23 protein-coding genes and 2 tRNA genes are annotated in these 23,738 nt (G+C 62.9%); 20 read left to right on the plus strand and 5 right to left on the minus strand.

Annotated elements, in window-relative coordinates:
• Positions 1-197: 197 nt before the first annotated feature.
• On the minus strand, positions 198-1,466 hold the full coding sequence (locus DC363_RS08145; RefSeq protein ID WP_146180767.1) for a phage head spike fiber domain-containing protein: 1,269 nt from the start codon (positions 1,464-1,466) through the stop codon (positions 198-200).
• A gap of 591 nt (positions 1,467-2,057) precedes the next feature.
• Here DC363_RS08145 and DC363_RS08160 point away from each other — a divergent pair.
• Positions 2,058-2,246 carry a hypothetical protein gene (locus tag DC363_RS08160; protein WP_108640667.1) on the plus strand — a complete coding sequence of 63 codons (189 nt, stop codon included), beginning with the start codon at positions 2,058-2,060 and terminating at the stop codon, positions 2,244-2,246.
• A 12-nt stretch (positions 2,247-2,258) separates the two neighbouring features.
• Entirely contained in the window at positions 2,259-2,717 is a 459-nt protein-coding gene (locus tag DC363_RS08165; protein ID WP_277871177.1) for an FAD-dependent oxidoreductase, read from the plus strand.
• A gap of 134 nt (positions 2,718-2,851) precedes the next feature.
• Here DC363_RS08165 and arsB read toward each other — a convergent pair whose 3' ends face one another.
• A complete protein-coding gene (gene arsB, locus DC363_RS08170; protein WP_108640669.1) occupies positions 2,852-3,919 on the minus strand; it encodes an ACR3 family arsenite efflux transporter in 1,068 nt (355 codons plus the stop codon).
• A gap of 57 nt (positions 3,920-3,976) precedes the next feature.
• Positions 3,977-4,351, minus strand: a complete 375-nt coding sequence (locus tag DC363_RS08175) for an ArsR/SmtB family transcription factor (RefSeq protein WP_108640670.1) — start codon at positions 4,349-4,351, stop codon at positions 3,977-3,979.
• A gap of 186 nt (positions 4,352-4,537) precedes the next feature.
• Here DC363_RS08175 and DC363_RS08180 point away from each other — a divergent pair, with 186 nt between their 5' ends.
• The 8 genes from DC363_RS08180 (at position 4,538) to DC363_RS08215 (ending at position 12,882) form a co-directional block, all read left to right on the plus strand.
• Positions 4,538-5,569 (plus strand): LacI family DNA-binding transcriptional regulator, encoded by a 1,032-nt coding sequence (locus DC363_RS08180; protein WP_108640671.1) that lies wholly within the window; start codon positions 4,538-4,540, stop codon positions 5,567-5,569.
• Between the two features lie 114 nt (positions 5,570-5,683).
• Entirely contained in the window at positions 5,684-6,994 is a 1,311-nt protein-coding gene (locus DC363_RS08185) for an ABC transporter substrate-binding protein (protein ID WP_108640672.1), read from the plus strand.
• Between the two features lie 114 nt (positions 6,995-7,108).
• The gene (locus tag DC363_RS08190) at positions 7,109-7,975 is read left to right on the plus strand and encodes a carbohydrate ABC transporter permease (protein ID WP_108640673.1); all 867 of its coding nucleotides are present in this window, start codon (positions 7,109-7,111) and stop codon (positions 7,973-7,975) included.
• A 10-nt stretch (positions 7,976-7,985) separates the two neighbouring features.
• Positions 7,986-8,816, plus strand: a complete 831-nt coding sequence (locus tag DC363_RS08195) for a carbohydrate ABC transporter permease (RefSeq protein WP_108640674.1) — start codon at positions 7,986-7,988, stop codon at positions 8,814-8,816.
• Positions 8,817-8,830: 14 nt separating this feature from the next.
• The gene (locus tag DC363_RS08200) at positions 8,831-9,835 is read left to right on the plus strand and encodes an ABC transporter ATP-binding protein (RefSeq protein WP_108640675.1); all 1,005 of its coding nucleotides are present in this window, start codon (positions 8,831-8,833) and stop codon (positions 9,833-9,835) included.
• A 74-nt stretch (positions 9,836-9,909) separates the two neighbouring features.
• The gene (locus DC363_RS08205; RefSeq protein ID WP_196778407.1) at positions 9,910-11,334 is read left to right on the plus strand and encodes a mannitol dehydrogenase family protein; all 1,425 of its coding nucleotides are present in this window, start codon (positions 9,910-9,912) and stop codon (positions 11,332-11,334) included.
• A gap of 1 nt (position 11,335) precedes the next feature.
• The gene (locus DC363_RS08210) at positions 11,336-12,262 is read left to right on the plus strand and encodes a carbohydrate kinase family protein (RefSeq protein WP_108640676.1); all 927 of its coding nucleotides are present in this window, start codon (positions 11,336-11,338) and stop codon (positions 12,260-12,262) included.
• 290 nt (positions 12,263-12,552) lie between these two features.
• Positions 12,553-12,882 carry a hypothetical protein gene (locus DC363_RS08215; RefSeq protein ID WP_108640677.1) on the plus strand — a complete coding sequence of 110 codons (330 nt, stop codon included), beginning with the start codon at positions 12,553-12,555 and terminating at the stop codon, positions 12,880-12,882.
• A 270-nt stretch (positions 12,883-13,152) separates the two neighbouring features.
• Here DC363_RS08215 and DC363_RS08220 read toward each other — a convergent pair.
• Positions 13,153-13,242: transfer RNA gene (locus tag DC363_RS08220), tRNA-Ser, on the minus strand.
• A 220-nt stretch (positions 13,243-13,462) separates the two neighbouring features.
• Between DC363_RS08220 and DC363_RS08225 the strand changes: the two genes are divergently transcribed.
• From DC363_RS08225 to DC363_RS08255, 7 genes are all read left to right on the plus strand, one after another.
• Positions 13,463-14,410 carry an SPOR domain-containing protein gene (locus DC363_RS08225; protein ID WP_108640678.1) on the plus strand — a complete coding sequence of 316 codons (948 nt, stop codon included), beginning with the start codon at positions 13,463-13,465 and terminating at the stop codon, positions 14,408-14,410.
• Positions 14,411-14,428: 18 nt separating this feature from the next.
• The gene (locus tag DC363_RS08230; protein WP_108640679.1) at positions 14,429-15,616 is read left to right on the plus strand and encodes a D-alanyl-D-alanine carboxypeptidase family protein; all 1,188 of its coding nucleotides are present in this window, start codon (positions 14,429-14,431) and stop codon (positions 15,614-15,616) included.
• Positions 15,616-16,245: a dTMP kinase gene (gene tmk, locus DC363_RS08235; protein WP_108640680.1), complete on the plus strand. Its 630-nt coding sequence runs from the start codon at positions 15,616-15,618 to the stop codon at positions 16,243-16,245. The genes DC363_RS08230 and tmk overlap by 1 nt, the downstream gene beginning before the upstream one ends.
• 1 nt (position 16,246) lies before the next feature.
• Positions 16,247-17,410 carry a DNA polymerase III subunit delta' gene (locus DC363_RS08240; protein WP_108640681.1) on the plus strand — a complete coding sequence of 388 codons (1,164 nt, stop codon included), beginning with the start codon at positions 16,247-16,249 and terminating at the stop codon, positions 17,408-17,410.
• 22 nt (positions 17,411-17,432) lie between these two features.
• Complete coding sequence (locus tag DC363_RS08245) at positions 17,433-18,236, plus strand: TatD family hydrolase (protein WP_108640682.1); 804 nt, start codon at positions 17,433-17,435, stop codon at positions 18,234-18,236.
• Complete coding sequence (locus DC363_RS08250) at positions 18,233-19,033, plus strand: MBL fold metallo-hydrolase (protein ID WP_108640683.1); 801 nt, start codon at positions 18,233-18,235, stop codon at positions 19,031-19,033. Before DC363_RS08245 ends, DC363_RS08250 begins: the two co-directional genes overlap by 4 nt.
• Before the next feature lie 176 nt (positions 19,034-19,209).
• Positions 19,210-19,683: a DUF805 domain-containing protein gene (locus DC363_RS08255; RefSeq protein WP_108640684.1), complete on the plus strand. Its 474-nt coding sequence runs from the start codon at positions 19,210-19,212 to the stop codon at positions 19,681-19,683.
• Between the two features lie 114 nt (positions 19,684-19,797).
• Here the strand turns inward: DC363_RS08255 and DC363_RS08260 are convergent.
• Positions 19,798-19,884, minus strand: a tRNA-Leu gene (locus DC363_RS08260).
• A 118-nt stretch (positions 19,885-20,002) separates the two neighbouring features.
• Between DC363_RS08260 and lipB the strand changes: the two genes are divergently transcribed.
• The 3 genes from lipB to ctaD all read left to right on the plus strand — a co-directional run bounded on the left by lipB (position 20,003) and on the right by ctaD (position 23,699).
• Positions 20,003-20,686, plus strand: a complete 684-nt coding sequence (lipB, locus tag DC363_RS08265) for a lipoyl(octanoyl) transferase LipB (protein WP_277871178.1) — start codon at positions 20,003-20,005, stop codon at positions 20,684-20,686.
• A gap of 67 nt (positions 20,687-20,753) precedes the next feature.
• Positions 20,754-21,854, plus strand: a complete 1,101-nt coding sequence (locus tag DC363_RS08270; protein ID WP_108640685.1) for an endonuclease/exonuclease/phosphatase family protein — start codon at positions 20,754-20,756, stop codon at positions 21,852-21,854.
• A gap of 171 nt (positions 21,855-22,025) precedes the next feature.
• Positions 22,026-23,699 (plus strand): cytochrome c oxidase subunit I, encoded by a 1,674-nt coding sequence (gene ctaD, locus DC363_RS08275; RefSeq protein ID WP_108640686.1) that lies wholly within the window; start codon positions 22,026-22,028, stop codon positions 23,697-23,699.
• The last annotated feature ends 39 nt before the right edge of the window (positions 23,700-23,738 follow it).

Raw genomic sequence — 23,738 nt, forward strand, 5'->3', positions numbered from 1 at the left:
GTGCAGGAAATGTGCGCCGAAATGGTCCGAGAAGACCTCAAATCCGCCCGCCGCTCCGCCCTCCTCGCCGAACACGGCCTGAGCGTGCCTGTGGCGCTGGAGGGGTGAAACAAGCTAGCCAAAGCCACGGCGCCCGTCTTGCCGTCAAAACGGGCGCCGTTGATCTGCGAGGCGACACCGTCATCAGGCCGCACGGCTCATAGCGTCACGCCTGATTTTCGTGCGAGATAGGACTCCACACGCCCACGGTCGGCATCGGACAAGGCTTCGTCGCTGATTACTGCGCCGTAAATGGTCAGCCCAGAACGGCGAATGTCCGTTATGTCATAGCCAAGGCAAAGTTTACTGCCCTCCCCGCCGAGCCCGCCAGTGGTTCCAGTGGTGCTATGGAATTCCACGCCATTCAGATGGAAAGAGGCGGACCCGTTATCCCACCCCGCACTCAGGACAAAATCGTCCCCATTGGAAAGGCCGAGATCGTGGGTGGCGACGTCCTGGGTGTTATCGGGAAATGTGACATAAGTCACCAACAGCCCGTCTGCCCTGACCAGCGCCAAAAGATTATACCGTGACCCTACCGTGTCCTGTAATCCCGCGATTACCCGCTCTCCACTGGCCGCAGAAAACTTTCCGGCAACGCTGAAAGAGAAGCCCGCCGGATTGCCGTAGTTCGTCGCGGACTCTAGTTTGTCATCTACCCCGTCGCTTTCTAACCAATGCCGCGAATGGACGCCTGTTTCGGTTACATCATAGGTGTTGGTGACTTTCTGGTAACTGGTGGCTGTTCCGCCTGTTTCGACTTGGCACCTCTTGATAAATAGCGAAGCCGAGGTGCCTGTGTCCGCGCGATAGGGGTAGAACCGCAACACCTTCGACGCGGACGGAACCGTCACGGTGTAGGTGATCCGTCGAAACTCTGACGTGCTGAGCGCAATGGGTGAGGCGATTTGCTTTTCAACAAACGCACCATCGGACGCATTGTAGATCGCAAACGTAAAGTCGGCCTCAAGCATGGTTTCCAGCTTCACATCAAACGAAACAGTGACCTCCGTTTCCCCGTCCGGCTTGATGAAGGTTTGGTAAATACCTGCGTTTGAGGACGTTGTGGCACTTATCTTGTTGGCCGTGAGGGTGGTCACGCCCCCTTTCACCCAATCCGAATGGCTCAAGTCCTCTGTGCGTGTCAGAAGGTTGCGCCGCCCGATCACAGGTTCAATAGCATATACAGGACGCGCTTCATCCACTGCCTGCGACAGATGATTGCCGTTGCCGCTTTTGTCTTGGATCAGTCCCACCGGATCGCCCCCCGCCGTCACGGGGTTAGTGCCCGCCGCGTCCTGAAACATCGTGGATAGGTCGCTAGGGTCATACCATGCGGCAAGACCCGACAGGGATGCGGGGCTGAACGGCACCGGACGGTGGCGGCACATGCTCAGGGTCGTTATCGCGTTATCTGTCCCCAGCATCGTTTACGCCTCCACCAAGGCGACGTCACGACGGGCTGCCATTCCACCCGCATCAGCAGGTTCGTCCGTCGCGCCAACCGAAACGTGTGCAAAGTCTCTCGGGTCACTCATGTCTTATCCTATCTTGCGGCAACCCCGCCCATTCCGGTCAGGCGGGGGGGGCTATTCTGCGTCTGGTGCGGCGACCATAGGATCGGGATATGAAGGGGATATAGGACGACCGTCCCGCTGCTACGCAACAGCGCGATCCCCTGGGACATCTCGCCGGGGACAACGTCGTTGCGCAATTCCTGCCGGACGCAGATCATGGGACCTGGCCGCGCCAGATCCTAAAGCGGGTTGTTGCGGATCTATCCAGGGAACGCAGAACGCAAATCAACATCGACACGGAGCTTGGAGGGGCGGCGGGTCGGGCCGACTGACCCAAGCCCGGCCTATTCTGCCTCGGCAAGATTGCGAGGCTCTTACAGGCTCCAGCTTAAGCCTGTGGCCTTTTCGGATCGCGCCCACAGCCTGGCCATGGCGGGCTTGTCATGAGCGTGCGCCTTCAGCGCGCCACGGCCGACGGGACCGACGCTGCTCGACCGCGCCTTGATCCCCTATGACCGCCTGCTCAAGGACGGCCGGGTCCTGCGCGCCCGCGCGACCGGCATCGATGCGACCGGCGTGACGCTGGATGACGGCCAGCGGGCCGAAGCAGATTTTATCGTCGTGGCCACAGGCTCGTCCAATGCCACGCCCTTCAAGCCGGAAGGCTCAGACATTGAGGGGCTGCGCTAGGCCAACCAGCGTATTCATCAGCAGGTGAAAGCGGCCCGCACCATCGGCATCGTCGGCGCCGGGGCCGTCGGAACGGAGCTGGCGGACGAGATCGCCCATACCATGCCGGACAAAAAGATCACGTTGATCTCGGACACTGATCGATTGTTTCCGAACATGCTTGAAAAGCTGGGTGACGCGCTGGCCAGCAAACTGCGTGACGCGGGCGTGACGCTCGTGTTCGGCCATCGGGCCGAGAACCTGCAAAGCCTGAACGAGCCCTATGCGGGCAGCCTGAAGCTGTCGGACGGATCGGAACATGACCTCGACCTGATCATTCCGGTCCTTGGCTCGCGCGCCAGTTCCGAGTCGCTCGAAGACCTGCCGGGCGTGCAGAAGAGCACCGCGAACCGCGTCAAGGTCGACCCGTGGCTCCGCCCGTCGTCGCTGCCCAACGTTTTTGCCGCCGGAGATGCTTTGCCAGCCGCCTGAGGAGCAGGTTCGTTACCATGGATTATCAACGGCAGGAACAGTCAGGATTTACGAAAGAGCTATGAAGGCCCAAACCGATAAACTGATGTGCAAAACCGATTTCGGTGGATAAGACCCCCAATGGATCACGATGCTCACCGCACGCCCCGTCCGGCGGGAAACCAGTGTTGCGTCCGGTTGGCAAAGGCGACGAGGGACAGCATCACCGGCACCTCCACCAGCACACCGACGACGGTGGCGAGCGCGGCGCCAGAGCCCAGTCCAAACAGACTGATCGCGACGGCCACGGCCAGTTCGAAGAAATTCGACGTGCCGATCAACGCGCAGGGCGCCGCCACGTCGTAGGGAATGCGCCAAGCCCGCGCGGCGGCGTAAGCGACAAAGAAGATGCCATAGGACTGGATCAGCAACGGCACGGCGATTAGGGCGATAACCAGCGGGCGATCAAGAATGACCTGGCCCTGAAAGCCGAACAACAGCACCACGGTGAGCAGAAGCCCCACCATGGAAAACGGCTGCATGCGGGCCTTGAAGGCCTCCACCGCCGCCTCACCGCCCCTGCCAACAAGGTTGCGTCGGGTCACATAGCCAGCAATCAGCGGCAGCATGACATAAAGTCCCACTGACAGCAGCAGCGTGTCCCAGGGCACGGTGATATCGGTCACGCCGAGCAGGAAAGCGACAATCGGCGCGAAGGCGAAGATCATGATCACATCGTTCACGCTGACCTGCACCAGCGTGTAGGTCGCATCGCCACGCGTGAGGTTCGACCAGACGAAGACCATCGCCGTGCAGGGGGCCGCGCCCAACAGGATCACCCCTGCAAGGTAGGCCTGCGCGTCGTCCGGCGGGATCAGGCCCGCGAACACATGATTGAAGAACAAAACACCGAGCGCGGCCATGGTGAAGGGCTTGATCAGCCAGTTCACCACCAGGGTCACGATCAGCCCCTTCGGCTTGTCACCGACGTGGGCCAGCGCGCCGAAATCCACGCCGACCATCATCGGATAGACCATCGCCCAGATCAGCACCGCCACCGGCAGGTTGACCGAAGCCACCTCGAGCGAGGCCAGCGCGGAAAACGTACCGGGAAACAGGTTGCCGAGCAGCAGCCCCGCGCCGATGGCGAGCGCGACCCATAGGGACAACCAGCGTTCGAATGTTCCAAGGCCGGCGGCGGCGCGAAGCGATGCATCGGTCATATCGGGCTTTCCTTGTTCAAGTCTTTTCGGGAAGCCGAGTGGCTGTCGCCTGCGTCGTCATCGACCTGTCGTCCCCTCATCCGGCATCGTCGATGTCCGGGGGCCGGCACAGGCGATCCCGTCGATGACCGGCTGGCAAAGCTCAGGCAGTCCACCGCAGCAGTCCTCCATCAGAAAAGCCAGCAAGCCGCGGACTCCGTCCATGTCGGCGAAATAGCGGATGCTGCGACCTTCCCGCTCGCTCCGGGTCAACCCGGCGCGGGATAGGATCGCGAGATTGGCCGACATGGTATTCTGGCGGACCCCGAGCGTTTCTCCGATCTGGCCAGCCGACATGCCTGTCTCACCCGCCTTGATTAGCAAACGGAACACGTCAAGACGCGTGGGTTGACCAAGGGCACCAAAGGCCGCGAGTGCAAGGCTCTTATCCATGAATCGTGAATTATGGAAACCCGAAGCCGAGGTCAAGCTTCGCCTTCCGCGTTGGCAGGGAATCTTCATTCCGAATGGCCTTCGCGGCGCGGCCGGGGAGAAGCTGCAACCTTGACCTCGTCGCCGCCCGTCAAGTATGTAAAATATAAAGTTTACGCGCGCATACCTTAGGGCATTGAGTTGAAAATGAACCCACCCAAGATCCGTAACATGGAAGAGTTCGCGGCGATCAGCGGCATTTCCCGGCCGACGCTTTCGAAGTATTTCAACAACCCCGACAGCGTCCGCAAAACGACCCGGCAACGCATCGAGGCCGCGCTGGAGCAGCATGACTACCGGCCAAACGTCTATGCGATGAACCAGAACCGGCAGACGACGCGGAACGTCGGCGTTATCGTTCCCAATCTCGCGGACCCGTTTTTTAACGAAATCGGCCGCGCCGTCGAGGTCGCCTGTCTTGAGGCGGGCTACAGCCCCATCCTGCTCAGCTCGCACGGCAAGCCGGAACTTGAAGCGGAAAATCTGGTATCCCTGCGGTCGCTCAAACCGGCCGGGGTCCTGCTGGCCCCGTTCGGGCGCGCGTCTGATCGCAAAACCATCGAGAAGGTCAGCAAGGAGGTCCCAACGGTGCTGTTCGATGCCAATATCAGCGAGACCGGCGCGGCTTTTGTCGGCACCGACAATTTCCAAAGTGTCGGTCTAATCGTGGAATACCTGTGTCGCAGTGGCGAACCGCCCTGCCTTTTCGAAATGGAAATCCCCTCCAATCCCAACGCACTCACACGTCGTCAGGCGTATCTGCAAAGTATGGAGCACCACGGCTTTGCCGCGCATATTCTGCAAGCGAAAGGCATGGGGTGGGACTTCGAGGAAATCGGCCAGTCCGAAGGCGGCGCCCTGATCCGCGACGGTGCCTTTCCCACCAACACCATTTTGTGCAGCAACGACCGGTTGGCGATCGGCATGTTGTCGGCGGCCTACAAGCTGGGCCGCAAGGTCGGGCATGGCGCTACGTGCGACATCCGCATCGCGGGGCACGACGACCACCCGTTCTCGCGCTTCACATGCCCCTCTCTTACCACGATCGCGCAGGATTATGCCGCCATCGCCGAACGGGCCGCCACCGCGCTTTTTCGAATCATCGATACCGGGAAATCGCCGTCCGAGCGCGAGGAAACCCTTTTCGAAGGCAAGCTCGTGCTGCGCGACTCGGCGTAAGCCCCCACGGGTAAAAGGTAAATTCCTTAATGTTTGCGCGCGTAAAAAATTATTTGACTGCGCGCAATGTCGGGTCTTAGGGTTTCTCCACACTGGACGTTTAGGGAGGAACGAATGTCCCATATCAAATCGCTTTATGCCGCCACGGCCCTGACCGCGCTGACCGCCACCGGCGCTTTGGCCGAGACCACCGTCACCATCGCCACCGTCAACAACGGCGACATGATCCGCATGCAGGGGCTCGCATCCGAATTCGAGGCGCAGCATCCCGATATCAAGCTCGAATGGGTTACGCTGGAAGAAAACGTCCTGCGCCAGCGGGTGACGCAAGATGTCGCGGCCAGCGGTGGCCAGTTCGATGTGATGACCATCGGCACCTATGAGGTTCCGATCTGGGGCCAACAGGGCTGGCTTGTGTCGCTGAACGACTTGTCCGAAGACTGGGACGCCGATGACCTGTTGCCGGCGATCCGCGATGGTCTGACCGTGGACGGCGAGCTTTATGCCGCGCCCTTCTACGGCGAAAGCTCGATGGTCATGTATCGCAAGGACCTGATGCAGCAGGCCGGCCTTGAAATGCCCGAGGCGCCGACCTGGGACTTCATCAAGGAAGCCGCTGCAGCGATGACCGACAAGGAGAACGAGATCTACGGGATCTGCCTGCGGGGCAAGGCCGGCTGGGGCGAGAATATGGCGTTCTTGACGGCCATGGCGAACTCCTTCGGGGCCCGCTGGTTCGACGAAGACTGGCAGCCGGAACTGAACGGCGAAGCATGGACCGAGACGGTCAATTTCTACATGGACCTGATGAACAACTACGGCCCTCCGGGCGCCTCGACCAACGGGTTCAACGAAAACCTCTCGTTGTTCCAGCAGGGCAAATGCGGCATGTGGATCGACGCGACCGTGGCTGCGTCCTTCGTGACCAACCCTGACGATTCCACCGTGGCCGACCAGGTCGGCTTCGCGCTCGCACCCGACAATGGTCTGGGCCGTCGCGGCAACTGGCTCTGGGCGTGGTCGCTGGCTGTTCCGGCCGGATCGGATGCCACCGAAGAGGCCAAGACCTTCATCGAATGGGCCACCTCCAAAGAGTACACCGCACTGGTCGCCGAGAAGGAAGGCTGGGCCAACGTGCCCCCCGGCACGCGCACCTCGCTCTATGAAAACCCCGAGTATCAGGAAGCCGCCCCCTTTGCGGAAATGACGCTGGGATCGATCAATGCAGCGGACCCGACCAACCCGTCGGTCGAGCCTGTTCCCTATACCGGCGTGCAGTTCGTCGCGATCCCGGAATTCGCAGGCATCGCCACGCAGGTGGGTCAGGAAATCTCGGCCGCGCTGGCCGGGCAGCAATCGGTCGAAGAGGCGCTTGAAAAGGCGCAGATGCTGACGCTCGACGAGATGGAAGCCGCCGGCTACTGATGCGGCACGCGGCGGGCGGCGCAGCACGCGCCGCCCGCCGCCCCCTGTTCTTTTTCGCAAAACCACCGTTTGATCCAAGGATGGCCCCCGCGCCGCCAACAGGAGAGATCAGCCATGGCGACACAAAGCTCCCGATCTGCAGCCCGCCTGATGATGGCGCCCGCCGTGATCCTGCTTCTGGGATGGATGCTGGTCCCGCTGGTCATGACCTTGCTGTTTTCGTTCAAGAAATACCTGCCCCTGCGCGGTGGCGATCTGGGTTGGGTGGGGTTCGAGAACTACGTCCGCTTTGTCACGTCCAGCGCCTTCTGGCCTTCGGTCTCGGCCACGCTGATCATCGTCGGCGGCGTCTTGATCATCACGGTAGGTCTGGGCGTCTTGTTGGCGATCCTGCTGAACCAGCCCATGTGGGGGCAAGGCATTGTCCGCATTCTCGTGATCTCGCCGTTCTTCGTCATGCCGACCGTTTCGGCGCTGGTGTGGAAGAACATGTTCATGGACCCGGTGAACGGGCTTTTCGCACATATCTGGAAGTTCTTCGGTGCCGCCCCCATTGAATGGCTGAGCCAGGCTTCGATGCAATCCATCATTCTGATCGTCTCATGGCAGTGGCTGCCGTTTGCGACCCTCATCCTTTTGACCGCAATCCAGTCACTGGACCGCGAGCAGTTGGAGGCCGCGGAGATGGACGGGGCCGCCCCCCTTCAGCGGTTCGGCTATGTCACCCTGCCTCATCTGGGTCGCGCCATCACCGTGGTGGTTTTGATCCAGACCATCTTTCTGCTGGGCATCTTCGCCGAGATTTTCGTCACCACCCAAGGGTCCTTCGGCACCCGCACGCTGACCTATCTGATCTATCAGCGTGTGCTGGAAAGCCAGAACGTCGGGCTCGGCTCCGCCGGCGGTGTTTACGCCATCATCCTCGCCAATATCATCGCCATCTTCCTGATGCGTATGGTTGGCAAGAACCTCGATCAGTGAGGAGACCCTAATGGCACGCGCAGTCACATCCCGTCGCAAGATCATCAACACCGCCGCCGCATGGACAGTGGGCCTGCTGATCTTCTTTCCGATCCTCTGGACCATCCTGACCAGCTTCAAGACCGAAGCCACGGCCATCGCCGATCCGCCGGTCTTCATCGGTTTCGACTGGACGCTGGAGAACTACGCCACGGTGCTTGAGCGATCGGATTATGCACGTTTCCTGTGGAACTCGATCATCATTGCGGGCGGTTCGACCATTCTGGGCATTCTGGTCGCCGTGCCCGCCGCGTGGTCGATGGCCTTCGTGCCCTCGAAGCGGACCAAGGACATCCTGCTCTGGATGCTCTCGACCAAGATGTTGCCGGCGGTGGGGGTGCTCTATCCGATCTACCTGATCTTCATCAAACTCGGCCTTTTGGACAGCCGCACCGGTCTGGTGATCGTCCTGATGCTGATGAATCTGCCGATCATCGTCTGGATGCTTTACACCTACTTTCGCGAAATCCCCGGAGAGATCCTTGAAGCCGCGCGGATGGATGGGGCCAGCCTGAAGGAAGAGATCCTTTATGTTCTGACGCCCATGGCGGTGCCCGGGATCGCATCGACGCTGCTTTTGAACTTCATCCTCGCATGGAACGAAGCCTTCTGGACGTTGAACCTTACAGCGGCCAAAGCGGCGCCACTCACGGCCTTCATCGCCAGCTACTCCAGCCCCGAGGGTCTGTTCTACGCCAAGCTCAGCGCGGCCTCGACCATGGCCATCGTGCCGATCCTCATTCTCGGCTGGTTCAGCCAGAAACAACTTGTCAGCGGTCTGACCTTCGGCGCCGTCAAATAGGAGACACGGGAACAATGGGACGTATCACACTGGACAAAGTCTCCAAGCGGTTCGGCGATGTGGAGGTGATCCCGCCGCTGGACCTGACCATCGAAGACGGGGACTTCACGGTTTTTGTCGGCCCCTCGGGCTGTGGCAAGTCGACCCTGCTGCGGCTGATCGCGGGGCTGGAGGACACCTCGGGCGGGCAGATCCGCATCGACAGCCAAGACGCCACCCACGTGCCACCGGCGAAACGGGGCCTGGCGATGGTGTTTCAATCCTACGCGCTTTATCCGCATATGTCGGTGCGCAAGAACATCGCCTTTCCGATGAAAATGGCCGGGGTGTCCGAGGATGAACAGAACCGCCGCATCGACGCCGCTGCCAAGGCGCTGAACCTTACCGATTACCTCGACCGCCGGCCGGGGCAGCTTTCGGGTGGGCAGCGCCAGCGTGTGGCCATCGGGCGGGCCATCGTGCGCGAACCGGCAGCCTTCCTTTTCGACGAGCCGCTGTCGAACCTCGACGCAGCACTCCGGGTGGGCATGCGACTGGAGATCAGCGAGCTGCACAAACGCCTGCGCACGACGATGATCTATGTGACCCACGATCAGGTCGAAGCGATGACCATGGCCGACAAGATCGTGGTGCTCAGGGCTGGCCATATCGAACAGGTCGGCAGCCCGCTCGAGCTTTACCGCGCCCCGCGCAACACCTTCGTCGCAGGCTTCATTGGCTCGCCCAAGATGAACCTGATCGACGGCCCCGAGGCCGCCAGACACGGCGCCCATACCATCGGCATCCGGCCCGAGCATATCGACGTGGTCGAAGAGAACGGCACATGGCAAGGCACGGTTGGCGTGGCCGAGCATCTGGGCTCTGACACCTTCTTTCACATCCACAACACCGGCCTCGCCGAGACGCTTACCGTGCGCGCCTTGGGTGAAGTCACGCTGAGCCACGGCGATGCGATCCACCTGTCCCCGCGGGCCGAGCTGATCCACAAGTTCGACGCGCAGGGCCTGCGGATCGAATGACGCGCCAGATGACACGTTCCGGAACCGAGCTGGCTGACATGACGACAGACCTTTCACTTTCCACGCTGTCGCAATTGCCCGAGCGTGTTTCGGTTCCGTCCTATGCGCGCGCGGACCTCACGCCCGGCATCCTGCACATCGGCATGGGCAACTTTCACCGGGCCCATCAGGCCGTCTATCTCGACCGGCTGTTCGACCTTGGTGAGGGGCACGATTGGGCCATCGTCGGCGCAGGTGTCATGCCCTTTGACGCCGAGCGTCGCGCGGCTCTGGAAGCGCAGGACTGGTTGACCACCGTGGTCGAACTCAGCCCCGAAACCTATGACGCCCGCGTGACCGGCGCGATGATCGATTTCTGCCCGATCGATGCGCAGGCCATCATCCAGCGGATCGCCGCACCGGACATCCGTATCGTATCGCTGACCATCACCGAAGGGGGCTATTTCATTGACGCCGCCACCGGCCACTTCGATGCCGCGCACCCCGACATTCGCCACGATGCCGAAACGCCCGAGAGCCCGGTAACGGTCTTCGGCATCCTGCTTGCCGGTCTGCGTTTGCGCCGCGAAAGGGGCCATCCCCCGCCCGCCATATTGTCCTGTGACAACATCCCCGAGAACGGCGATGTCACGCGGCAGGCGCTCGCCGGGCTGGCCGGGTTGATCGCGCCCGAATTGCAAGACTGGATCACGACCGATCTCGCCTTTCCCAATTCCATGGTGGACCGCATCACGCCCGCGACCTCGCCTGCCAAACGTGCCATGGTGGCCGACACCTTCGGCATAAACGACGCGGCCCCCGTCGTCTGTGAGCCGTTTTCCCAATGGGTCATGGAGGATCACTTTCCTCTGGGGCGCCCGGCCCTTGAGAAGGTCGGCGTGCAGTTCGTGGACGACATCTCGGCATATGAGACGATGAAACTGCGCATCCTCAATGCCAGCCATGCCGCCCTGTCCTACCCCGCCGCGCTGCTGGGTTATGACTGCGTGCATGAAGCTGTGGCCGACGAGCAGATCACAGGCTGGGTCCGCAAATTGATGCATGAAGAGGTCATCCCCGTGCTCGCCCCGATCCCCGGCGTGGACTACGCGCGGTATCTCGCCACCTGTCTTGACCGGTTCGCCAACCCCGAGGTGCGCGACACGATCGCCCGGCTCTGTCAGGATGGATCGAACCGCCAGCCCAAGTTCATCCTTCCCACGATTGCCGATGCCCTCAAAACCGGCGGCCCCCTGGACGGGCTGGCGCTTGAGGTTGCGCTGTGGTGCCGCTATTGCGCCGAGAGTGAGGCGCTGGACGATCCGCGCGCCGAAGCGTTGCGAGATGCGGCCCGGCGCGCACGCCAGACCCCGGCGGCTTTTCTTGCATTGACCGAGGTCTTCGGTACGCTTGGCCAGAACGAACGATTTGCCCACGCCTTCGCGCGGCAGGTCGAAGCGGTCTGGGCCTGTGAGGTGCGCTCGGTGCTGCGCAGGGCCTTGGACGGAGACGCGGTTTGATATGATCCTGTGTTGCGGTGAAGCCTTGATCGACATGCTCCCGGCCGCGACGGCGGACGGGCAGACCACCTTTGTCCCCCACGCCGGTGGCGCGGTGTTTAACACGGCCATCGCGCTGGGGCGGCTGGGCTTGGACGCGGGCCTGCTGACCGGCCTCTCGACGGATATGTTCGGCGCGCAACTGGTCGCGGCCCTGGCGGACAGCCATGTCGACACCGGCTTGGCGGTGCGGTCCGACCGACCCTCAACGCTGGCCTTCGTGCAGCTGGTCGACGGGCAAGCCCGCTACAACTTCTACGACGAAAACTCCGCCGGACGGATGTTGACCGACGCCGACATGCCCGCCGTGCCGGATCAAGTCAGCGCGCTTTTCTTCGGGGGCATCAGCCTTGCCTGTGAGCCCGCCGCGGATGCCTATGCCGATCTCTTGGCGCGTGAGGGCGGACCCCGCGCGGTCATGCTGGACCCGAACATCCGGCCCGGTTTCATCGAAGACGCCACGCGCTATCGCGCGCGGTTGAACGCCATGTTGGCGCACACCGATATCGTGAAGGTCTCCGACGAGGATTTGGCCTGGATCCTGCCCGATAGCGCCTCCGAGGCCGAAAGGGTCGCCACACTGCGCAAGCGCGGACCCGCCGTGGTGATCGTCACCCGCGGTAGCGACGGGGCCACAGGCTATCTTGCGGACGGCGCACAGGTGCAGGTCCCTGCTGCGCAAGTCACCGTCGTCGATACCGTCGGCGCGGGTGATACGTTCAACGCCGGCGTTCTGGCGAAGCTGGCCCGGACGGGGCACCTGAGCAAGGACGCGCTGGCGTCCCTCTCAGGCGATGCGTTGCAACAGGCGATGGCGTTCGGCGCAAAGGTGGCCGGCGTCACCGTCTCACGCGCGGGGGCCAATCCCCCCTGGGCCCACGATCTCTAGGGACCGGACCCATTGGGTCATCCAAACCAAGCGGGATGCCATCACCTCGTTAAATCTGATGGAAACCCGGATCGTGAAGGGCGGCCCTTCGATTGATGTATCAAGTGATCTTGTAATACGAAGCCCGATCCCGTCATGCTCGCAGCGCCACGCAAATTCGGCCATGGAGATCTATCAGGGAGATCCCTATGACTACCGGGTTCAATATCACGGTGTTGCCGACGGCTTAAACGCGTTCGGCCCGATACACCAAATCCCTCCCCGGCCAGCTCGACGCCATTCTGCGCACGATGGAAGCCGCCATCGCCGATCCTTCGTTTTGCGCTTGGCCTCAGGTCAAGGAAGCCCTTACAGAGTTCTATCAGTCTGCACAGATGCAGGATCACTTCTCCAGGGAGCTGGCCTATGCGCTGTATCAGCTGCTCAAGACGGGTGAGGCGCAACGGGACCACCATCAGTCCGTCGCCGACATCATCGTTGAGGTGTTTGGTGCTTCGCGCCGCTTGGACTATGATGTGGCTGACGGCACGCTGTGCCGCAGCCAGATGATGGAAGCGCTCACCTTGCTCGAGATCCAGGCCCGTCGCTTCGGGGTGCTGCCCGCCAACCCGCTTCATTGACCTGACCTTGTGACTGGCGCTGTTGGTCACGTCTTTATTCCCCAACCCTGCAAAGGATCAGACCATGCCCTCATCCCCTCGCAGCCTTGCTGAACGAGCGCGAGCTGAACAGGATGAGAATCGACGCACTCTTGAACCCTCTTGGCTCCATTCAGGCCCCAAGACCACGCAAGCAATCAGGCGAATAAATCCAAATGAACCACCAAAAGGTACCTTGCCCCAGCAAGATAAAGAAACGCTATGACATATCAATAAATTACAGGGAAAAAATGGCGGAGGCTCAGGGATTCGAACCCTGGGAGGACTTTCACCCTCGTCGGTTTTCAAGACCGGTGCATTCGACCACTCTGCCAAGCCTCCGCTGCGCTGTTCTTAGCGGCGGGGATTTGATTCTGAAAGTGCCTTCGTGAGGCTTTCCCGCGACGGGGTTTTCCGCCGAAATCGCCGCGAAAGCCTTTTCTTGCGCCGCTTGCGCGGCTAGTGTCGGCCAAAACTGCGCACCACAGCGGACCCCGGGTTGAGCTATTCAGCCACACAACGGAACAACGACCGGACACCGGCACGAGGATGAGGGCAAGACATGGCGGGCAAGACATTGCTATCACTACGCAAATTCGGATCGCCTTTGGCGGTCACATCAATTCTGGCCCTTGCGGCCTGTGACGACGCAGGCAAGCTGGCCCTGCCGTCCTTTGGCGCATCGTCGGGCGGCGACGTCTCGGCCGAGAGCTCCGCGCAAAGCGTGCAACTGGTGGAACGGGACGTTGAAGCGCCCGATGCCTTTCAGGTCAGCGAACCGGGCCTGTGGGACGGTCGCCCCTCGCTCGGCGGGGTCTGGGTGGCCCATCCGGACGTCGCAGAGCCCGAGCGTGTCATCATCCGCAACCAGACGAACGGCACCTTCGTGATCGGCGCCCTGTTCCGACGTGAGCGGGAAAATCCCGGCCCGGCGCTGCAAGTCTCCTCCGACGCCGCCACCGCGCTCGAGATGCTGGCCGGTGCGCCCACGCAGCTGCAAGTGACCGCCCTGCGCCGCGAAGAGGTGGCAGAGACCCCCGAAGCCGTGGCGGTCGCGGACTTCGAAGCGCCCGCGGCGATCGAGGCCACACCCATCGACAGCGCGCCGCTGGACGCCCCCGATCCGATCGCTGCGGCGTCGGCCGCGCTGGACGCGGTGGAAAGCGCCGCCGCGACCCCGGCTCCGGCAGCCGCTCCGGCCCCTGCGGCCCCGGCCCCTACCACCGCAACGCCGGCCCCCACCCCCACACCCGCACCGACCCCCGCCAGCTCGTCGCTGGAAAAACCCTACATCCAGCTTGGCATCTTCTCGGTCGAGGCCAACGCCAACCGCACGGCGGACCGGATGCGCGCCAATGGCATCGTGCCCACGGTGCTGGAACAATCCAGCCAGGGCCGCACCTTCTGGCGGGTCATCGTCGGACCCGCCACCTCGACGGCCGAACGGGCCGAGCTTCTGCGTCAGGTCAAGGCCCAGGGCTTTGAAGATGCCTATTTCGTCACCAATTAACGGAAAGCCCAACGCCCCATGCTTCGCGTTTTCACCGCCCTTTCACTCTTTCTTGCAAGCGCCACCGGCCTTGCGGCGCAGTCCTTTGAAACCCGGGCCGAGGCGGCCTTTGTGCTGGATCACGGCACCGGCACCGTCCTCATGGCCAAGAACGCCGATGAGCCGCTGCCCCCTGCGTCGATGTCCAAGCTGATGACGCTGTATATGGCGTTCGAGGCCATCGCGAATGGGCAGCTGACGGTCAACGACCGGCTGGCGGTGTCCGAGCACTGCAAGTCCTACACCGGCTCCACGATGTTCCTGAACACCACCGACCGCGTGCGGGTCGAGGATCTGCTGCGCGGCGTGGTCGTGCTGTCGGGCAATGACGCGTCCTGCGTGCTGGCCGAAGGACTCAGCGGGACCGAGCCGAACTTCGCCCAGCAGATGACCCGCCGCGCGCGTGAGCTGGGGATGACCAATTCCACCTTCGCGAACTCCAACGGCTGGCCCGCCGCCGGTCAGCGCATGTCCATGCGCGACCTTGGCATTCTGGCCCACCGACTGATCAACGATTTCCCGACCTTCTATCCTCTTTTTGCCGAAGAGACCTATGATTTCGACGGCCGCGCGCCCGCCAACAACAGCAACCGCAACCCGCTCTTGGGGGTTGTGCCCGGCGCGGACGGGTTGAAGACCGGCCACACGTCCGAGGCGGGCTACGGGCTGGTCGGCTCGGCCAAACAGGGGGACCGGCGCGTGATTTTCGTGCTGACCGGCCTTGAGACCGCACAGGCGCGGGCCGAGGAATCCGAGCGCATCGTCAACTGGGCGTTCCGTCAGTTCGCCGAGCGCGATCTGGCCCGCGCGGGCACTCGCATTGCCGAGGCCGAAGTCTGGATGGGCCAGCAGTCCACCGTCGGGCTGACGCTCGAAGAGGATCTGTCGCTTCTGGTGCCGATCACCGGTCGCGACGACGTGCAGGCCGAGGTGATCTACAATGGCCCGATCGAAGCGCCGATCCAGGCGGGCGATGAGCTGGCCGAACTGGTGATCCGTCTGCAGGACCTGCCCGACACGCGGGTGTCACTGGTGGCTGACCAGAACGTCGATGTGGGCGGGTTCGAGACGCGCATGCGCACCGCGGCCGACGTGTTGATCGCCCACATTCAGGCACGCACGGAGGCCCCCGAGGGGACCGCCCCCGCGGACACCCCCGCCGAGTGATGCAGGCCCGCCGCAGCGCCGGGCTGTTCATCTCGTTTGAGGGGATCGACGGCTCGGGCAAATCCACTCAGGTCAAATTGCTGGCTGACCGCATGCCTGACGCGCTTGTCACGCGTGAGCCCGGCGGCTCGCCGGGCGCTGAGGAGATCCGCAACCTGCTTTTGACCGGCGATCCGGACCGCTGGTCCGCCGAGACGGAAATCCTTCTGTTCACCGCGGCGCGGCGCGACCACCTTGAAAAGACGATCCGCCCTGCTTTGGATGCGGGCCGGACCGTGATCTGCGACCGGTTCGCCGACAGCACGCGAGTTTATCAAGGAGCGACACGGGGGGCTTTGCGCGGCACGGTTGATGCGCTCCACGATCTGATGATCGCACGTGAGCCGGACCTGACCTTCATCATTGACATGGACCCGCAGGCCGCGCTGACCCGTGGCCTTGCACGTGGTTCTGGGGAGGACCGCTTCGAGGACATGGGCCTCGCCTTTCAGGAAACCCTGCGCCACGGGTTTCTGGCGCTGGCCAAGGCCTGCCCGAACCGCTGCGTGCTGATCGACGGCAACCGCGAGGCGTCGGCCATCGCGGCGGAAATCGCCGCCCATGTCACCGACAGAACGCAGGGGGGCTGAGATGGCCCGCGCCTTGAAAGAAGACGATGAGCGTCCCCTGCCCGACCAGATCGAAGGCGCTCCGCATCCCAGCCAGACCAACGCGCTGTTCGGACAGGCCGCGGCCGAAGCAGATTTTCTTGAGGCCTTCACCACGGGGCGGATGCATTCGGGCTGGCTGATCACCGGCCCGCGCGGCGTCGGCAAGGCGACGCTGGCCTGGCGCATCGCGGGGTTTCTGCTGTCGCAACCGATGCAGGCGGATGACGACATGTTCGGCGCGCCGCCGCCCCCCGCGACCCTTGACGTCGACCCCGACCACCCCGACATCCGCCTGCTGCGCGCCGGGGCGCATCCGCGCCTGTTCATCGTCCGCCGTGCGCTCAACGCCACCGAGACCGCGCTGCAAGAGCAGATCACCATGGCCGCCCTGCGGGGCCACAAGGACGGCGCCAACAAGCTGATGGAGTTCCTGCACCAGAGCGCCACGGACGGCGGCCGGCGCGTGGTCATCATCGACGCCGCCGACGAGATGAACCCCTCGGTCGCGAACTCGATCCTCAAGGTGCTCGAAGAGCCGCCGCGCAACACCTATTTCCTGCTGGTCTCGCACCAGCCCTCGCGGCTCTTACCTACCATCCGCTCGCGTTGCCGCCTGCTGCGCTGCGGGTTTCTGGGCACCGAGGATGTCGCAGCCGCGCTGGCGCAGGCCGAGATTACGCTGGACGGAACCGAGGCACTCGCCGCGCTGTCGGGCGGCTCCGTGGGTGAAGCGATCCGCCTGACCACGCTCGACGGGCTCACGCTGTATTCCGATCTTGTCAGCCTGTTCAACGGCTTACCCAAGTTCGACCGCCCCCGCGCGATCCGCATGGCCGACAGTTGCACCGGCAAGACAGGGGCCACGCGCTTTGCCCTGATGCTCGACCTGATCGACATTTTCCTCACCCGCGTCGCCCGTGCCGGGGTCGAAGGCCCGCCTGCGGTGCAGGCCGCCCCCGGTGAGGCGCTGCTGCTCGCGCGTCTGTCCCCGCACGACCACGCCGCGCGCATCTGGGCCACCCTCGCCCAAGAGGTGAGCGAACGCACGCGCCACGGCAAGGCGGTCAATCTTGACCCTGCCGCGCTCATCCTTGATACGCTGTTCAGGATCGAACAGACCGCACGGGACGTCACCCCCGTCTAGGTCCGCGTTGAAAGGCCCCCCTATGCGCATCCCGCAGATCGTCGACAGCCATTGCCATCTTGATTTCCCCGATTTCGATGCCGAACGGGCCGAGGTGATCGACCGCGCCGTGGCCGCGGGCGTGACGCGCATGGTCACCATCTGCACCCGCCTGCGCCTTGAACCGCGGGTCCGTGCCATTGCTGAGGACTTCGACCCGGTCTTCTACGCCGCTGGCACCCACCCCATGTCCGCGTCCGAAGAACCGCTGGCCACGGTGGATGAGCTGATCGCCCTGTCCCAACACCCGAAGTTCGTCGGCATAGGGGAAAGCGGCCTCGACTACCACTACACATCCGAGAGCGCCGATATCCAGAAAGCCTCGCTCAAGGTGCATATTGCGGCGGCGCAGGAAACCGGCCTGCCGCTGATCATCCACAACCGCGCCAGTGACGAGGATATGGCCGGAATCCTTGGCACCGCCTACCGGCAGAAGCCTTTCGCTTGCGTCATGCATTGCTTCTCAAGCTCCGAAGCCTTGGCGCGCACGGCGTTGGATCACGGGTTCTACCTGTCCATGTCGGGCATCGCGGCCTTTCCGAAAAGCACCGCGTTGCGGGACATCTTCGCGCAGGCCCCCGTGGACCGCATCCTTGTGGAAACCGACAGCCCCTATCTTGCGCCGCCGCCCCATCGCGGCAAACGCAACGAGCCTGCCTTCACGGCCCATACGGCACAGGTCGGCGCCGAGGTCTTCGGCCTCGATTATGAGGATTTCGCCGCCCGGACCACCGCCAATTTCGACCGCCTCTTTGCCAAGGCCGCCGCCTGGACGCCCAAGCCATGACCGCGCGGCTGTCCTTTCGCATTCTCGGCTGCGGCTCGTCAGGCGGCGTGCCCCGTCTCGGCGGCCACTGGGGCGCCTGCGATCCGGCGAACCCCAAGAACCGCCGCAGCCGCTGCTCGCTTCTGGTCACCCGCACCACCGACGCGGGCGTCACCCGCGTGCTGATCGACACCTCGCCCGACCTGCGTCAACAACTGCTTGACGCCGAGGTGGGCGAGCTTGATGCGGTGCTCTACACCCACGCCCATGCGGACCACGTGCACGGGCTCGACGACATCCGCATGGTGGTGTTCAACATGCGCAAGCGCCTGCCGGTCTGGGCCGACGGCGACACGGTCAACCAGCTTCTGGCGCGGTTCGGCTATGCCTTTGTGCAGCCTGCGGGGTCCAGCTATCCGCCGATCTGCGACCTCAACACGATCGACGGGGACGTGACAATCGAAGGCGCGGGCGGGCCGATCACCTTCACCCCCTTCGAGGTCGAACACGGCTCCATCGACGCGCTCGGCTTCCGCATCGGCAAGGCGGCCTATCTGCCCGACGTGTCCGACATCCCCGAGGCGGTCTGGCCACAGCTTGAGGGGCTGGATCTGTGGATTGTCGACGCCCTGCGCCGCGACCCGCACCCCACCCACGCCCATCTGGCCAAGACGCTGGGCTGGATCGAACGGGTGCAGCCGAAACGCGCGGTGCTCACCAATATGCACATCGACCTCGACTACGACACGCTGCTGGCCGAGACCCCGGACCATATCGAGCCTGCCTACGACGGCCTGACACTCACGCTCGACGACTGACCGCCCCTTTGTCTTCATCTGACCCCTAAACTCCCGCCGGAGGCGCAGCTCTCTACGCAGGTCCCGTTAGCGGCCCTAACCCGCTCGCCCCCCCCATACACTTGATTTGCCGCGCGATATGGGCAAGCCTTCAGCGAAATCACGGAACTACGGTTCCAAAGACAAGGGGACATCTCATGGATTTTCAGACATCGGTCAAAACCTGTTTGACGCAAAAATACGCGCGCTTTTCGGGGCGGGCGAGCCGGTCGGAATACTGGTGGTTCGTACTTGCCAGTGTCATCCTGCTGGTGCTCGCGTCCCTGCTGGCGCCGATCCTGTATCTGATCGTCTTTCTGGGTCTCATCGTGCCGCTGGCCGCCGCGGGCTATCGCCGCTTGCAGGACACCGGACGGCCGGGCTGGTATATCTTCATCCCCGTCGGGCTGGGCCTGCTCGGCATGCTGCTGAACATGTTGCTGATGCCCGCGATGCCGACAATGGTGGACGGCCAGATGACCGAGATGCCTGACATGAGCAACATGGGCGGCATGGGGCTTCTGGCGATCCTGTCTATCGTGCAACTGGTGGTCTCGCTGGTGTTCCTGTGGTGGCTGACCCGCCCCTCACAACCCGAGGCCAACGCCTACGGCCCACCGCCGGTGGTCTGAGGCGCACTTGCGTTCATCCAAGGGTCCATCGCAGAGATGGGCCCTTTTTCATGTGCAACGAACCGCTGCCCAGAAACCGTTGTGCTGATCCTGTGGGGGAGTTACGCTTTCGCATGGTGCGGTCGGGGGGACTCGAACCCCCACGAGTGTTACCTCACAGCGACCTCAACGCTGCGCGTCTACCAATTCCGCCACGACCGCAATGTCCATAAGCGTGAGGGCCGTTTAGCGAAGCGCTTGCGCCACCTCAAGCCCCAAAATCACCCATTTCGCCCAGCCGGTGCTTTTGTCTGCTGACACGGGCGCGCAAACGTCCCATATCGGGCCCATGGTAGAATGGATCACCACTCCCGGCCTGACCGATTACGACGCCGCCACCGCCTTCATGGAAGCGCGCGCCGATGCGATTCACCGCGGCACCGAAGGCGAGTGCATCTGGCTGGTGGAACATCCCCCCCTTTATACCGCAGGCACCTCGGCCAAGCCCGCCGATCTGACCGATCCGGACCGGTTTCCCGTCCACACCACCAAACGGGGCGGGCAATACACCTATCACGGGCCGGGGCAGCGGGTCGCCTATGTCATGCTCGACGTAGGCCGCAGGGGTCGCGACGTGCGCCGCTTCGTGCAGGACCTTGAGCATTGGGTGATCGCCACGCTCGCGGAATTCAACGTGACCGGAGAGATCCGCCCCGGCCGGGTGGGTGTCTGGGTCCAGCGGGACGACAAGCCGCGCACGCTGACGGGCACGCCTGTTGAGGACAAGATCGCCGCCATCGGCATCCGGCTGCGCAAGTGGATCAGCTTTCACGGGCTGAGCATCAATGTCGAGCCGGACCTGAGCCATTTCGACGGGATCGTGCCCTGCGGCATCACCGAACATGGCGTCACCTCGCTGGTCGATCTGGGCCTGCCGGTCACGATGGAGGACGTGGACGTCGCCCTGCGCCGCACCTTTGCGAGCAGCGTCACCCCCCTGTCCCCGGATCGGCAGAAAACCTGACCGCGCCTCGGACCCCAAAAGGCCCCGTTTGCGTTAAAAAGGGGTATGGGACACGGGGATTGCCACAATGATTAACACCGTCGCGTCGATTTTCATCATCGGGCTGAGCGGCCTACTCGCCTTTCTGACGCTGGTGCCCTTCTCGAAGATCCCCCACGGGCTGGTGCGTGCGCCCGCCTTCGTCCGCCTGCAGATGCTGGCCACCGCCTTGGTATTGCTGCCGTTCGCATGGGTCCTCACCTCGGACGGCTGGCGCATCTTTTCATTGCTCTGTCTGGTCGTCGTGATCGCGGTCTGCACCGCGTCGGTGCTGAAATTCACGCCGCTCTGGCCGAAACAGTCGAAATCCGCGGAGGCGGCGCTGATGACCGACACCGACCGGCATATCCACATGCTGGCGGCGAATGTGAAAATGTCCAACCGTGAATACGACCATCTGATCGCGCTGGCACGCAGGGAACAGCCTGACGTTCTGGCCGCGCTGGAGACGGACCAGCGCTGGATCGACGCGCTTGCGGTGTTGGAGCCGGACTACATCCACCGCTACGACGTGCCGCACGACACCGGCTACGGCATGATGCTGTATTCCAAGCTGCCGCTGAAGGACGTGCAAATCCGCGATTTGGTGACAAAGGGCGTGCCGTCGATCAAGGCAACCGTGACGCTGCGCTCCGGCGATGAAATCTGCCTTTATATCGTCCATCCCGAACCGCCCGTCGCCCACGAAAAGACCACCGGCCGCGACAGCGAAATCGCCCTTGCCGGGCTGGAAGCCATCGACGGGCCGCTGCCCGCAATCATCGCGGGGGATCTGAACGATGTGGCCTGGTCCACCACCACACGGCGCTTCCAGCGCGTCACCGGGCTGCTGGATCCACGGGTGGGACGGGGCTTCTACAACACGTTCAACGCCTATGTCCCCGTGTTCCGCTGGCCGCTCGACCATCTGTTCCACGATGCGCGGTTCCGCTTTGTGCAGATGCAGCGCATGCCCAAGATCGGGTCCGACCATTTCCCGATCTCGTTCAAGCTGGTTTTGGCGCACCGCCCGGCCGGCGAAGCCCCAACCCCCGAAGAGGGCGAAACCGAAGACGTCACCGAGATGATCGTGGAAGAACAGGCCCGCGACCGCGACCCCGTGGGCACCGATTGGGAAGACGAAAAGTGATCCTTCGGGCGGCTTTGACCCCCGTTCGGGGCCAGACTGCGCCAATTTATCCCAACAATAATGGCACATGGCAGCTTGCCCCCTTAGCGCGCACCTTCTAGAACAGGTCCAAACCACGGAAGTGAGTCCGCTCGCTCCGTTCGTCACATGCCAACCTTAAGGGAGCGTTCTATGGTAGACGCAGCCGTCCACGACCACGGGCACGAAGACAACCGCGGTTTCTTCACCCGCTGGTTCATGTCAACAAACCACAAGGACATCGGTATCCTCTACCTGTTCGTGTCCGGGTTCGTTGGCTTCCTGTCTGTTCTGTTCACCGTCTACATGCGGATGGAACTGATGCATCCGGGCGTTCAGTACATGTGCCTTGAGGGCGCGCGTCTGTTCCCCGCCGCCCTGAACGAATGTACCCCGAACGGGCACCTGTGGAACGTGATGATCACCTATCACGGCGTCCTGATGATGTTCTTCGTGGTGATTCCGGCCCTGTTCGGCGGCTTCGGCAACTACCTGATGCCCTTGCAGATCGGCGCGCCCGACATGGCGTTCCCGCGTCTGAACAACCTGTCGTTCTGGCTGTTCTGCACCGGCGTGGCGCTTGGCATCTCCTCTCTTCTGGCGCCCGGCGGCAACGGGCAACTCGGTTCTGGCGTGGGCTGGGTGCTGTATCCGCCGCTGTCCACGAATGAGGGCGGCATCTCCATGGACCTTGCGATCTTCGCGGTCCACGTCTCCGGTGCGTCGTCCATTCTGGGTGCGATCAACATGATCACCACCTTCCTGAACATGCGCGCCCCCGGCATGACGCTGCACAAGGTGCCGCTGTTCTCATGGTCGATCTTCGTCACCGCCTGGATGATCCTTCTGGCCCTGCCCGTGCTGGCCGGCGCGATCACCATGCTCCTGATGGACCGCAACTTCGGCACGACGTTCTTCGATCCGGCCGGCGGCGGTGATCCGATCCTGTATCAGCACATCCTGTGGTTCTTCGGCCACCCCGAGGTTTACATCATCATCGTGCCAGCCTTCGGGATCATCAGCCACGTGGTGTCGACCTTCTCGAAAAAGCCGATCTTCGGCTATCTGCCCATGGTCTATGCCATGGTCGCGATTGCCGGTCTGGGCTTCATCGTCTGGGCGCACCACATGTACACCGTGGGCCTGTCCCTGACCCAGCAAAGCTACTTCATGCTGGCAACGATGGTCATCGCGGTGCCGACGGGGGTCAAGATCTTCTCGTGGATCGCGACCATGTGGGGCGGCTCGGTGTCCTTCCGCACGCCGATGCTCTGGGCCTTCGGCTTCCTGTTCCTGTTCACCGTGGGCGGCGTCACCGGGATCGTCCTGTCGCAGGCGGGCGTCGACCGGGCCTATCACGACACCTACTACGTCGTGGCGCACTTCCACTACGTGATGTCGCTGGGTGCGGTCTTCGGGATCTTCGCGGGGATCTACTTCTACCTGCCGAAGATGGCGGGCCGGATGATGCCCGAGTGGGCCGGCAAGCTGCACTTCTGGGCGATGTTCATCGGTGCAAACCTGACGTTCTTCCCCCAGCACTTCCTGGGCCGGAACGGCATGCCGCGCCGCTACATCGACTATAACGAGGCCTTCGCTCTGTGGAACTACGTCTCCTCGATCGGTGCCTTCATCTCGTTCGCGTCCTTCGTGTTCTTCATCGTCATCCTGTTCAAGACGCTGCTGGCACCGCGCAATGCGACCGAAGCGAACCCGTGGGGCCAGTTTGCCGATACGCTGGAATGGACGCTGCCGTCCCCTCCACCGGAGCACACCTTCGAAATCCTGCCCAAGCAGGAAGACTGGGATCACCCGCACAATCACTGATCGACCGCCAAGGTCTGTCACGGGGGCCTCGGCGGAAAC

Source organism: Thalassorhabdomicrobium marinisediminis (assembly GCF_003072065.1).
Lineage (GTDB): Bacteria > Pseudomonadota > Alphaproteobacteria > Rhodobacterales > Rhodobacteraceae > Octadecabacter > Octadecabacter marinisediminis.